Raw genomic sequence first — 12109 nt, forward strand, 5'->3', positions numbered from 1 at the left:
GACGCCAGTATAGTGCCACTATTTTGCAGTCGTGAAGCCTGTGCGGGCCTCACGACTGAAATAGTTTCTTACAGGCCTGGCAGGCGCTGGCGAATCTGTTCCACGACTGTATCGAGCGTCCCGCTTTCATTGGTCTGGACGCGCTTGCTGCAGAGGATTTCCGCAGGTGTCAGCGCTTCACGGCTGGCTTGCTGGGCGGCGATAACAGCCAGAGTGGCGTCGGACGGGTCTTTCTTGTCTGCCTGGCGCACGGCCAGCCAGCTTTCGATCACGGCCTGTGGTGCATTGCAGTCGAGGATCAGGAAGGGGGTGCCTGTGGCTTCGGCAACCTTCGCGGCACTGTCACGCTGATCACGCTTGAGGTAGGTGGCGTCGACCACCACCGGGAAGCCCGCACGCAGAATGACGTCGGCGATTTCGTGCAGGCAGGCATAGGTCGCCGTGCTGGCGTCGGCGCTATAGATGCCGGCCTGTACGTCATTTTCGACGGTTTGCTCGCCGAACAGGCGCTTGCGCTCGACATCGGAGCGCAGGCGAATCGCGCCCAGGGCTTCGACCAGACGCATGGCGACATGGCTCTTGCCGACGGCGGAAACACCGTGGGTGATGGCCATGAAACGCGAAGGAATGGTGCTGTAACTTTCCGCCAGGTTGGCATAGTTGCGGTATTGGCGCAGGGTCGTGGCGCGCTGCACGGCAGTGGCTTCGGCCGGCATGCTGAACAGGGCAACCTTGGCACGAACCAGTGCGCGGTAGGCTTTATAGAAGTTCAGCAGTTCGAGGCCGCGATAGTCGCCGGTCAACTCCAGGTACTGGCTGATGAAACGACGCGCCAGGCACTTCAGGCCGCGATCTTCCAGGTCCATCGCCAGGAAGCCGGTGTCGGCATAAACGTCGGTAAAGCGAAACGGTTCGTTGAATTCGATGCAGTCGAAGATCACGACCTTGCCGTCGATCACGGTGGCGTTACCCAAGTGGATATCACCGTGGCATTCACGAATGAAGCCTTCGGCCTTGCGCTGGGCGAACAGCGGTTTGAGGCGTTCAAAGCTGCTTTCGGCCCAGGCTTGCAGGGCGTCGAGTTGCAGCAGGTCGGCTTTGTCGCTGAGGAACGGACGGATCTGTTCGAAGTTCTGTCGCACCGGCGCCATGACGCTGTCCGGGGTGCCGGCTTCGTGCCCGGCTGGCACTTTCGGTGCGCTGAGGTGGAAGCCGGCGATTTGCTCGGCCATCTCGTCGATGTGCGCGGTGGTCAGTTCGCCATTGGCTTGAAGAGTGCTGAGCAAGCCGTTTTGCGGGAACTGGCGCATCTTCAGTACATATTCGATGGCCGGGCCTTCACCACCCAGTTGCGGAGCCTCGGCACTGCCGGTGACGGGCAGCACTTCGAGGTACAAATCGTCGGTCAGACGCTGGTTCAGGCGCAGTTCTTCGGCGCAAAAGTGTTCGCGAGCCTCAAGGCTGGTGAAGTCGAGAAAACCGAAATTGACCGGCTTCTTCACTTTATAGGCATAGGGGCCGGTGAGCAGTACCCAGGAAATATGGGTCTCGATGACCTGGAATCCCTCTACAGGATGCGGGTAGAGGGCAGGGTTTTGCAGGGCAGCGATCAGGGACTGGCTCACAGGCGATCCTTCAGAGTCTGGAAAATCAAGGCGGCCATTATGGCGGTAAGTCCGCTTGACGCAAACCTCGGAGAGCTCCTGTTGAGGATGAATAAAGTGCGTATAATCCGCCGCCATGACTCGTACTCGAACTCCCCGCACCCCAAAGAAACCACCCTCCAGGGGCCTGCGCCCGTGGCTGGGCTGGGCCATTAAACTCAGTCTGGTCGCCCTGGTAGTGCTGGCCGGATTCGCCGTTTACCTTGATGCAATCGTCCAGGAGAAGTTCTCCGGCAAGCGCTGGACCATTCCGGCCAAGGTTTACGCGCGTCCGCTCGAGCTGTTCGTCGGACAAAAGCTGAGCAGGGATGATTTTCTGACCGAACTCGATGCCCTGGGCTATCGCCGTGAAAGCGTGGCCAATGGTCCGGGGGCGGCGTCGGTCAACGGCAATACCGTTGATCTGAATACCCGTGGCTTCCAGTTCTATGAAGGCATGGAACAAGCGCAACCGGTACGGGTGCGTTTCTCCGGCGATTACGTGGCCGAGTTGGCGGGGGCAAAAGGCTCGAAACTGTCGGTGGTGCGCCTGGAGCCGCTGCTGATCGGCGGCCTGTACCCGAAAAACCTCGAAGACCGGATTCTGATCAAGATCGATCAGGTGCCGCCGTATTTGCTTGAAACGCTGGTGGCGGTCGAGGACCGCGATTTTTATCATCACTTTGGTGTTTCGCCGAAGTCGATCGCCCGTGCAATCTGGGTCAACGGTTCGTCCGGTCGCATGCGCCAGGGTGGCAGTACCCTGACTCAGCAGTTGGTCAAGAACTTCTACCTGACCAACGAACGCAGCCTGAACCGCAAACTCACCGAAGCGATGATGGCGCTGCTGCTTGAGGTGCATTACGACAAGCGCGAAATCCTTGAGGCTTACCTCAACGAAGTGTTCATCGGGCAGGACGGTCAGCGCGCGGTGCACGGTTTCGGTCTGGCCAGCCAGTTCTTCTTCAGTCAGCCGCTGGCCGAGCTCAAGCTGCATCAAGTCGCACTGCTGGTGGGCATGGTCAAAGGGCCTTCTGCCTATAACCCGCGTCGTTATCCGGAGCGTGCCCTTGAGCGGCGCAACCTGGTGCTCGATGTGCTGCAAGAGCAGGGCGTCGCGACTGCCGAGCAGGTTGAAGCAGCGAAGAAAATGCCACTGGGCGTGACCAAGCGCGGCAGTCTGGCGGACAGTTCGTTCCCCGGCTTCCTCGATCTGGTCAAGCGTCAGTTGCGCCAAGACTATCGCGACGAAGACTTGACCGAAGAAGGTCTGCGGATCTTCACCAGTTTCGACCCGATCCTGCAGATGAAGGCTGAAGCGTCGGTCAACGACACCTTCAAGCGTCTGGCGGGGCGCAAGGGTTCCGATGACGTCGAAGCGGCAATGGTCGTGACCAACCCGGAGACCGGTGAGGTGCAGGCCATGATCGGCAGTCGCCAGGCCAGTTTTGCCGGGTTCAACCGGGCGCTGGACGCTGTGCGGCCGATCGGCTCGCTGATCAAGCCGGCGGTTTACCTGACCGCGTTGGAGAAACCGAGCCAGTACACATTGACCAGTTGGCTGTCGGATGAATCCTTCTCGGTCAAGGGGGCGGACGGTCAGGTCTGGAAGCCGCAGAACTACGATCGTCGCTCCCACGGTACGGTCTTCCTCTATCAAGGCCTGGCGCATTCCTACAACCTGTCGACCGCGCGTCTCGGTTTGGCAGTCGGTGTGCCGAACGTATTGAAGACGGTGGAGCGCCTGGGGGTGTCTCGTGAGTTCCCGGCTTTCCCGTCGATGTTGCTCGGCGCTGGCGGCATGACGCCCATCGAAGTGGCGACCATGTACCAGACCCTCGCCAACGGCGGCTTCAATACGCCGATGCGCGGGATTCGTAGCGTGCTGACTGCCGAGGGCGAGCCGCTCAAGCGTTATCCGTTCCAGATTCAGCAACGTTTCGATCCGGCCTCCATTTACCTGATCCAGAGCGCCATGCAGCGCGTGATGCGTGAAGGTACCGGCAGCTCGGTTTACAGCGTGTTGCCAAGGACCCTGACTCTGGCGGGTAAAACCGGCACCAGTAACGACTCGCGGGACAGTTGGTTTGCCGGTTTCAGTCAGGACTTGCTGGCGGTGGTCTGGCTGGGTCGCGACGACAACGGCAAGACGCCATTCACTGGTGCCACCGGGGCCTTGCAGGTCTGGACCAGTTTCATGCGCAAGGCCGACCCGTTGCCGCTGGACATGCCGCAGCCGGATAATATCGTTCAGACTTGGGTTGATTCGCGAACCGGGCAAGGTTCTGACGCTGGTTGCCCGGGTGCCGTGCAGATGCCGTATATTCGCGGCAGCGAACCGCCTCCCGGTGCCGCTTGCGGTGGTGAAAACCCTGCCGAGTCGGTGATGGATTGGGTCAAGGGCTGGATGAATTAAGCAAAGAGGGTTTCAAGTGAACAAGTGGTTGATTCCAGCGGTTGCCGCCGTAGCTTTGCTCAGCGGTTGCTCTAGCGTACAACGTGGCTCGATTCCGGTCGTGGATTCCGGCACTGCTGTGTCCAACAGTGAGCGGATCTCGGCCAATGGCGGCTTCCGCCAGACGACCGTCAAGCGCCCTGCGCAAGGTCAGTCGCAGACCCAGGCAATACCGCAAGGTGATAGCGGCGTCGTGGTGATGGTGCCAGGCGCGGCAACGACTTCGACGCCGATCAGTACTACGCCGATTACCCCGGGTCCGATCACGCCGGGGCCGATTGACACGTCGCCGGTCCAATCGGCACCGATCAATCAGGGCAACTACAGCATGCCGTCGTCGCCAAGCGGGATTCCGTCGGCCAGTGCGGGCGGACTGTCTGCCGACGAGCAACTGGACGGCCCAGTGCTGGCCTTGCTGACCACCGCTCAACAGCAACAGGCGGGCGGTGATCTCAATGGTGCCTCCTCCAGCCTCGAACGCGCCCAGCGCGTTGCACCGCGCGAGCCGCAGGTGCTTTACCGTCTGGCCCAGGTGCGCATGGCTCAGGGCGATGCCGCCCAGGCCGAGCAGTTCGCTCGCCGTGGGCTGACCCTTGCCAATGGCCGTCCAGCCCTTCAGGCCAACTTGTGGGAGCTGATTTCCCAGGCGCGTGAAAAACAGGGTGACTCTCAGGGCGCGGCATTGGCACGCCAGAAGGCCAAGGTAACGCTGTGATGGACGCGCGCTTTCTGAAAGTCGCCGATCAACTGTTGTTGATCGAGCGCGAGTTGCGGGTGCAAGGGTGGTGGGATGAAGTCTCGCCATCTGTCGAAGCGCTTTCCAGTGTCGAGCCGTTTTCGGTCGATACACTGGATTTCGAGCAATGGCTGCAATGGATCTTCCTGCCGCGCATGAAGATGATCCTTGAGCAGGATTTGCCGCTACCCAATGCTTCGGGCATTCAGGAAATGGCTGAAATGGTCTTTGCCGGACGCAATGTCCAGGGCAAGGATCGGCAGTTGCAGGTATTGCTCAAACAGTTTGATCAATTGATCACAGCGTCTCGCTGAGCCAGAAGCTGCCAGCGTCCGCTGGCAGTTGTCCACAATCTCTCTCTATTTTGTCGGCAGCTGCTGGGTAAGTGCATGCGGGTGCCAATTTTTTGCCAAAAGTTGCGCAATCGAAGCTAACACAGGGCTGATTTACAGGTTTTTTCTTGCGTTCTCATGTGCTTACTAGAATAAAGCACATAGACGACTTGACTTGCGAAGGGCGAAACAGAAGAATCCAAAGTCCGCTGTACAGGGACTGCCAGAAGCAGACCCTCTCGGCAGATCATGAGGCGCCTATCCGCGTCGACCTGTTACACCCGCAACGCGTTACCTCGCGCTGGGTGGGAAAGGCCCGCAACACTTGGGACGATCCCAATACTTGCTCAGTCAGTGCTGACGTAGTCGGCGACCACCGTCGCTCATGCTCTGCCGAGAAGTAAACCTATTAAGACCCGTCCCATTTTTCGTGGGCGGTATTCTGGCGTTTTAGAGGTGAGCAACGTGGAGCTTTTATCTGGCGGTGAGATGCTCGTCCGCTTTTTGCGCGACGAAGGCGTCAAATATATCTACGGGTACCCGGGTGGTGCTCTTCTTCATGTCTACGATGCCCTGTTCAAAGAACCGGAAGTGACCCACATCCTGGTTCGTCACGAGCAAGCGGCTACCCATATGGCTGACGGCTACGCCCGTGCCACCGGTAAAGCCGGTGTGGTACTGGTGACTTCCGGGCCGGGCGCGACAAACGCCATCACCGGTATCGCCACGGCGTACATGGACTCCATTCCGATGGTGGTCATTTCCGGCCAGGTGCCGAGCACCATGGTTGGCACCGACGCATTCCAGGAAACCGACATGATCGGTATCTCCCGGCCGATCGTGAAACACAGCTTCATGATCAAGCACGCGTCGGAAATCCCGGAAGTCATGAAGAAGGCCTTCTACCTGGCGCAATCCGGTCGTCCTGGCCCGGTCGTTGTCGATATTCCGAAAGACATGACCAACCCGGCCGAGAAGTTCGAATACGTCTTCCCGAAAAAAGCCAAGCTGCGTTCCTACAGCCCGGCTGTTCGTGGTCACTCCGGTCAAATCCGCAAGGCGGCAGAAATGCTCCTGGCGGCCAAGCGCCCAGTCTTGTACTCGGGCGGCGGCGTGATCCTCGGCGGTGGTTCCGCACCACTGACCGAGCTGGCGAAGATGCTCAATCTGCCAGTAACCAATACCCTGATGGGCCTCGGTGGCTACCCTGGCACCGACCGTCAGTTCATCGGCATGCTCGGCATGCACGGCAGCTACACCGCCAACCTGGCGATGCACCATGCTGACGTGATCCTCGCTGTCGGCGCGCGTTTCGACGACCGTGTCATCAACGGAGCCTCGAAGTTCTGCCCGAACGCCAAGATCATTCACATCGACATCGACCCGGCTTCGATCTCCAAGACCATCAAGGCCGATGTGCCTATCGTTGGTCCGGTCGAGAGTGTCCTGACCGAAATGGTCGCGATCCTCAAGGAAATCGGCGAGACCCCGAACAAGGAGTCCGTTGCCAGCTGGTGGAAGCAGGTTGATGAATGGCGTGGTGATCGCGGCCTGTTCCCTTATGACAAGGGTGACGGCAGCGTCATCAAGCCGCAGACCGTGATCGAAACCCTGTGCGAAGTGACCAAGGGGGATGCTTTTGTAGCTTCCGATGTGGGTCAGCATCAAATGTTCGCGGCGCAGTACTACAAGTTCAACAAGCCGAACCGCTGGATCAACTCCGGTGGTCTGGGCACCATGGGCTTCGGTTTCCCGGCGGCCATGGGCATCAAATTGAGCTTTCCGGATGATGAGGTCGTCTGCGTTACGGGCGAAGGCAGCATCCAGATGAACATTCAGGAGCTGTCGACCTGCCTGCAATACGATTTGCCGGTAAAAATCGTCATCCTGAACAACGGTGTGTTGGGCATGGTTCGCCAGTGGCAGGACATGAGCTACGGCAGCCGTCACTCTCATTCCTACATGGAATCGCTGCCTGACTTCGTCAAGCTGGCGGAGGCTTATGGTCACGTTGGTGTGCGCATCACCGATTCGAAAGATTTGAAGTCGAAGATGGAAGAAGCGTTCGCCATGAAAGATCGCCTGGTGGTGATCGATATTTCGGTCGATACCAGCGAGCACGTCTACCCGATGCAGATCAAAGACGGCTCCATGCGCGATATGTGGCTGAGCAAGACGGAGCGTACCTAATCATGCGGCACATTATTTCCTTGCTTCTGGAAAACGAACCCGGCGCTCTGTCTCGTGTAGTCGGCCTGTTCTCGCAGCGCAACTACAACATCGAAAGCCTGACCGTGGCTCCAACCGAAGACCCGACCCTGTCGCGTCTGACGCTGACCACCGTTGGTCACGATGAGGTCATCGAGCAGATCACCAAGAACCTGAACAAGCTGATCGAAGTGGTAAAGCTGGTCGACCTGTCGGAGAGTGCTCACATCGAGCGCGAACTGATGCTGGTCAAGGTCAAGGCCACCGGCGCCCAGCGCGCCGAGATCAAGCGCACTACCGATATTTACCGTGGACAGATCGTCGATGTCAGCGCCAGCGTGTATACCGTTCAACTGACCGGTACCAGCGACAAGCTCGACAGCTTCATTCAGTCCATTGGCACCGCATCGATTCTGGAAACCGTCCGTAGTGGCGTGACCGGCATTGCCCGCGGCGACAAAGTACTCAGCATCTAAACCAAATTAGCGAACGGCCTGAACGGCCTGATATAGGGGAAATTCATGAAAGTTTTCTACGATAAAGACTGCGACCTGTCGATCATCCAGGGCAAGAAAGTAGCCATCATCGGTTACGGTTCCCAGGGCCACGCTCAAGCGTGCAACCTGAAAGATTCCGGCGTTGACGTGACTGTTGGCCTGCGTAAAGGTTCGGCTACCGTTGCCAAGGCTGAAGCCCACGGCCTGAAAGTGACCGACGTTGCTTCCGCTGTTGCAGCTGCCGACCTGGTCATGATCCTGACCCCGGACGAATTCCAGTCCTCCCTGTACAAGAACGAAATCGAGCCGAACATCAAGAAAGGCGCCACCCTGGCCTTCTCCCACGGCTTCGCGATCCACTACAACCAGGTTGTGCCGCGCGCCGACCTCGACGTGATCATGATCGCGCCGAAGGCTCCAGGCCACACCGTACGTTCCGAGTTCGTGAAGGGCGGCGGTATCCCTGACCTGATCGCGATCTACCAGGACGCCTCGGGCAACGCCAAGAACGTCGCTCTGTCCTACGCTGCCGGCGTCGGTGGCGGTCGTACCGGCATCATCGAAACCACCTTCAAGGACGAGACCGAAACCGACCTGTTCGGCGAACAAGCCGTTCTGTGCGGCGGTACCGTTGAACTGGTCAAAGCCGGTTTCGAAACCCTGGTTGAAGCTGGCTACGCGCCGGAAATGGCCTACTTCGAGTGCCTGCACGAACTGAAGCTGATCGTTGACCTCATGTACGAAGGCGGTATCGCCAACATGAACTACTCGATCTCCAACAACGCCGAATACGGCGAGTACGTGACCGGCCCTGAAGTCATCAACGCCGAATCCCGTCAGGCCATGCGCAACGCCCTGAAACGTATTCAGGACGGCGAATACGCCAAGATGTTCATCAGCGAAGGCGCTACCGGCTATCCTTCGATGACCGCCAAGCGTCGTAACAACGCCGCTCACGGTATCGAAATCATCGGCGAGCAACTGCGCTCCATGATGCCGTGGATCGGTGCCAACAAGATCGTCGACAAAGCCAAAAACTAAGTCACGCCCTTGTACGAAAAACGCGGCTTAGGCCGCGTTTTTTCGTTTGGGAGGCCGGTTCTGGTATAAAGCTGCATCGTTTGCGGCCGAACCGTCGTCCCAGACACCTGTCCAGACTTTCCACCCCGTTGCAAGGTAATGTCCATGAGCGAACGCCCCGAAGAGCCAAACCAGGCTTCTGACGCCGAAAGCCTGCTGCCCATCGATGAACATGTCGAGGAAGGGCATGACGCTGAAGGTCGTAAAGTCCGGCATCGTGGTATCTATCTTCTGCCGAATCTGTTCACCACTGCGAACCTGTTCGCAGGGTTCTATTCCATCATCAACTCGATGAGTGCCCAGGCGGCCCTGAGTGCTGGTGACTCGGCCAATGCGAGCAAGTACTTTGCGTTTGCGGCCATCGCCATTTTCGTCGCGATGGTACTCGACGGCCTCGATGGGCGAGTGGCCCGCATGACCAATACCCAGAGCGCCTTTGGTGCCGAGTACGACTCGCTGTCGGACATGGTTGCCTTTGGTGTTGCGCCGGCATTGCTGGCCTTCGGCTGGGCCCTGGGTGACATGGGCAAGGTTGGCTGGATGGTTGCCTTCCTTTATGTCGCGGGTGCGGCGCTACGTCTCGCGCGTTTCAACACTCAAGTCGGTACGGCGGACAAGCGCTACTTCATCGGCCTGGCCAGCCCTGCGGCGGCGGGTGTGGTTGCAGGCATCGTCTGGGCGTTCAGCGATTACGGTATCCAGGGGTCGAAGATGTCCTTTCTGGTTGCGCTGATGGTTGCTGCGGCCGGCATGCTGATGGTCAGCAACATCAAGTACAACAGCTTCAAAGAACTGGATTTGAAAGGCCGTGTGCCGTTCGTGGCGATCCTCGCGGTAGTGCTGGTGTTCGCAGTGGTATTCAGTGATCCGCCGCGCATTCTGCTGCTGGTTTTCCTCGCCTATGCAGCATCCGGCCCGGTGCAGTACTTGTTACATCTTCGTCGGCGCAAAAGCGCCGAGTGATGTAATTTCCCTCATACTCCGCAGTCTGTTGGTGCATCTGTTCTCCAAAGCTGCGGAGTAGCCATGCTGATCAAAGTCTCCAAAGCGTCCGACTGCCATGAGTCGGACGTCACGCCAGAATCCCTCTATCTATCTCGACGCAATGTGCTGGGTGCCACGGTTGCCGGTTTCGCTCTGGGCAGCCTGCCGCCATGGGCCAGCGCTGGCGATGGTCCGCGTTACCCGGATGTCGAGCCCGGCAAGGCGCCTGCCTGGTTCAGCGAAAAACTTCCGGCTACCCAGTGGGGCGCGGTCAACGTCAAGGATGAGGCGATCACGCCGTTCAAGGATGCGACTCACTACAACAACTTCTACGAGTTCGGCACCGACAAAGGTGATCCGGCCGCCAACGCCGGCACGCTGAAGACGGAGCCGTGGTCGGTGGTCGTGGACGGGGAGGTGGGCAAGCCCGGTCGGTATGCGCTGGAAGACTTCATGAAACCGTATCAGCTGGAGGAACGAATCTACCGGCTGCGCTGCGTGGAAGCCTGGTCGATGGTCATTCCCTGGATCGGTTTTCCGCTCTCGGCTTTGCTCAAGGAAGTCGAGCCGACCTCGAAAGCCAGATTCATCCGCTTCGAAACCCTGCAGGATCCCAAAAGCATGCCGGGTCAGCGCTCCGGTTTTGCCTTGATTGACTGGCCGTATATAGAAGGGTTGCGTCTGGATGAAGCGATGAGCCCGTTGGCGATTCTTGCGGTAGGCATGTACGGGCGTGAGTTGCCTAATCAAAACGGCGCGCCGTTGCGTCTGGTGGTGCCCTGGAAGTATGGCTTCAAGAGCATCAAGTCCATCGTGCGCATCAGTCTGGTCGGCGAGCAGCCGAAAACCACCTGGCAGAGCATTGCTGCGGATGAATATGGCTTTTATGCGAACGTGAATCCCGCGGTTGACCATCCTCGCTGGACTCAGGCACGTGAACGCCGTCTGCCCAGTGGCTTGTTCAAGCCCAATGTGCGCGACACGCAAATGTTCAACGGCTATTCAGAGGAAGTCGCCTCTCTATATACGGGGCTCGACCTGAGGAAGAACTACTGATGCGCTATCCGTTTTGGCGTATCGGTGTCTTTGTCGTGGTGCTGGTGTGGCCGCTGTTGTGGTTGTACCAGGCCTGGGAGGATGTCCTCGGGCCGGATCCGGGCAAGGTACTGGTCGACCGGCTGGGTTTGGGGGCGCTTGTTCTGCTGCTTGTAATCTTGAGCTTGACGCCTTTGCAGAAACTTACCGGTTGGGCGGGGTGGAATGCCGTGCGGCGACAGTTGGGATTGTGGTGTTTTGCCTATGTGCTGCTCCACCTCGGTAGTTATTGCGCATTCATACTTGGTTTTGACTGGTCGCAGCTGGGTGTCGAGTTGCGCAAGCGGCCTTACATTATTGTCGGGGTGCTGGGCTTTCTTGGTTTGCTGGCATTGGCGGTGACTTCCAATCGATACAGTCAGCGGCGATTGGGGGCGAGCTGGAAGAAGTTGCATCGCCTTGCTTATGTAATTCTCGGGCTTGGATTACTGCATATGCTCTGGATTGTGCGCGCCGACCTCAAGGAGTGGGTGATCTATGCATCTATAGGTGCGTTGCTGTTAGTGCTGCGGCTACCGCCTTTGGCTCGTCGAATCCCGCGTCTAATGGCTAAAAAGGGCTCTTCTGCCAAAAAGGCGTAAATAGTGGTTGACGGCAGATTCCAGGTGTCTATAATTCGCCCCACTTCCGGCGCAGTCGAAACGGAAAACTCCTTGGTAAACAAAGAGTTACGCAGTTTTCGGCAGCAGGTCGCTTCAGGTCATCGAAGCCAAAAGGGAGTTGAAAAAGAGGTGTTGACAGCAGCGTGTAACGCTGTAGAATTCGCCTCCCGCTGACGAGAGATCTGAAGCGCAAGTGGTTGAAGTTGAAAAGGAAACTTGGAAAACTTCAGAAAATAATCACTTGACAGCAAATGAGGCTGCTGTAGAATGCGCGCCTCGGTTGAGACGAAAGCTCTTAACCAACCGCTCTTTAACAACTGAATCAAGCAATTCGTGTGGGTGCTTGTGGAGTCAGACTGCTAGTCAACAGATTATCAGCATCACAAGTTACTCCGCGAGAAATCAAAGATGTAACCAACGATTGCTGAGCCAAGTTTAGGGTTTTCTCAAAACCCAAAGATGTTTGAACTGAAGAGT

General features: G+C 58.1%; 10 protein-coding genes. 9 read left to right on the forward strand and 1 reads right to left on the reverse strand.

What is annotated here, in order from left to right; genetic code table 11:
- Positions 1 to 68: 68 nt before the first annotated feature.
- Entirely contained in the window at positions 69 to 1625 is a 1557-nt protein-coding gene (locus KGA83_RS03365; RefSeq protein WP_223528392.1) for a bifunctional aminoglycoside phosphotransferase/ATP-binding protein, read from the reverse strand.
- 115 nt (positions 1626 to 1740) lie between these two features.
- On the opposite strand from KGA83_RS03365, the gene mrcB reads away from it, so the two are divergent.
- The 9 genes from mrcB (at position 1741) to msrQ (ending at position 11611) form a co-directional block, all read left to right on the forward strand.
- Positions 1741 to 4059 carry a penicillin-binding protein 1B gene (gene mrcB / locus KGA83_RS03370; protein ID WP_223528395.1) on the forward strand — a complete coding sequence of 773 codons (2319 nt, stop codon included), beginning with the start codon at positions 1741 to 1743 and terminating at the stop codon, positions 4057 to 4059.
- Positions 4060 to 4075: 16 nt separating this feature from the next.
- Positions 4076 to 4813: a hypothetical protein gene (locus KGA83_RS03375; protein WP_108216476.1), complete on the forward strand. Its 738-nt coding sequence runs from the start codon at positions 4076 to 4078 to the stop codon at positions 4811 to 4813.
- Positions 4813 to 5148, forward strand: a complete 336-nt coding sequence (locus tag KGA83_RS03380; RefSeq protein WP_108216477.1) for a YqcC family protein — start codon at positions 4813 to 4815, stop codon at positions 5146 to 5148. The genes KGA83_RS03375 and KGA83_RS03380 overlap by 1 nt, the downstream gene beginning before the upstream one ends.
- A 483-nt stretch (positions 5149 to 5631) precedes the next feature.
- Positions 5632 to 7356 carry an acetolactate synthase 3 large subunit gene (locus KGA83_RS03385; RefSeq protein WP_218432578.1) on the forward strand — a complete coding sequence of 575 codons (1725 nt, stop codon included), beginning with the start codon at positions 5632 to 5634 and terminating at the stop codon, positions 7354 to 7356.
- A gap of 2 nt (positions 7357 to 7358) precedes the next feature.
- The gene (ilvN, locus tag KGA83_RS03390) at positions 7359 to 7850 is read left to right on the forward strand and encodes an acetolactate synthase small subunit (RefSeq protein ID WP_003176102.1); all 492 of its coding nucleotides are present in this window, start codon (positions 7359 to 7361) and stop codon (positions 7848 to 7850) included.
- Positions 7851 to 7895: 45 nt separating this feature from the next.
- Positions 7896 to 8912, forward strand: a complete 1017-nt coding sequence (ilvC, locus tag KGA83_RS03395; RefSeq protein WP_003228216.1) for a ketol-acid reductoisomerase — start codon at positions 7896 to 7898, stop codon at positions 8910 to 8912.
- A gap of 144 nt (positions 8913 to 9056) precedes the next feature.
- Positions 9057 to 9914, forward strand: a complete 858-nt coding sequence (gene pssA, locus KGA83_RS03400; protein ID WP_108216478.1) for a CDP-diacylglycerol--serine O-phosphatidyltransferase — start codon at positions 9057 to 9059, stop codon at positions 9912 to 9914.
- Positions 9915 to 9977: 63 nt separating this feature from the next.
- The gene (gene msrP / locus KGA83_RS03405) at positions 9978 to 10991 is read left to right on the forward strand and encodes a protein-methionine-sulfoxide reductase catalytic subunit MsrP (protein WP_108216479.1); all 1014 of its coding nucleotides are present in this window, start codon (positions 9978 to 9980) and stop codon (positions 10989 to 10991) included.
- The gene (msrQ, locus tag KGA83_RS03410; RefSeq protein ID WP_108216480.1) at positions 10991 to 11611 is read left to right on the forward strand and encodes a protein-methionine-sulfoxide reductase heme-binding subunit MsrQ; all 621 of its coding nucleotides are present in this window, start codon (positions 10991 to 10993) and stop codon (positions 11609 to 11611) included. Before msrP ends, msrQ begins: the two co-directional genes overlap by 1 nt.
- The last annotated feature ends 498 nt before the right edge of the window (positions 11612 to 12109 follow it).

The organism is Pseudomonas sp. GL-R-19, assembly GCF_019956375.1.
Taxonomy (GTDB): Bacteria; Pseudomonadota; Gammaproteobacteria; order Pseudomonadales; family Pseudomonadaceae; genus Aquipseudomonas.

Excerpts from the sequence above, each read along its gene's own strand:
- ilvC (WP_003228216.1), top strand. The coding sequence starts at position 7,896 with ATGAAAGTTTTCTACGATAAAGACTGCGACCTGTCGATCATCCAGGGC.
- pssA (WP_108216478.1), top strand. The coding sequence starts at position 9,057 with ATGAGCGAACGCCCCGAAGAGCCAAACCAGGCTTCTGACGCCGAAAGC.
- mrcB (WP_223528395.1), top strand. The coding sequence starts at position 1,741 with ATGACTCGTACTCGAACTCCCCGCACCCCAAAGAAACCACCCTCCAGG.
- KGA83_RS03380 (WP_108216477.1), top strand. The coding sequence starts at position 4,813 with ATGGACGCGCGCTTTCTGAAAGTCGCCGATCAACTGTTGTTGATCGAG.
- ilvN (WP_003176102.1), top strand. The coding sequence starts at position 7,359 with ATGCGGCACATTATTTCCTTGCTTCTGGAAAACGAACCCGGCGCTCTG.
- msrQ (WP_108216480.1), top strand. The coding sequence starts at position 10,991 with ATGCGCTATCCGTTTTGGCGTATCGGTGTCTTTGTCGTGGTGCTGGTG.
- msrP (WP_108216479.1), top strand. The coding sequence starts at position 9,978 with ATGCTGATCAAAGTCTCCAAAGCGTCCGACTGCCATGAGTCGGACGTC.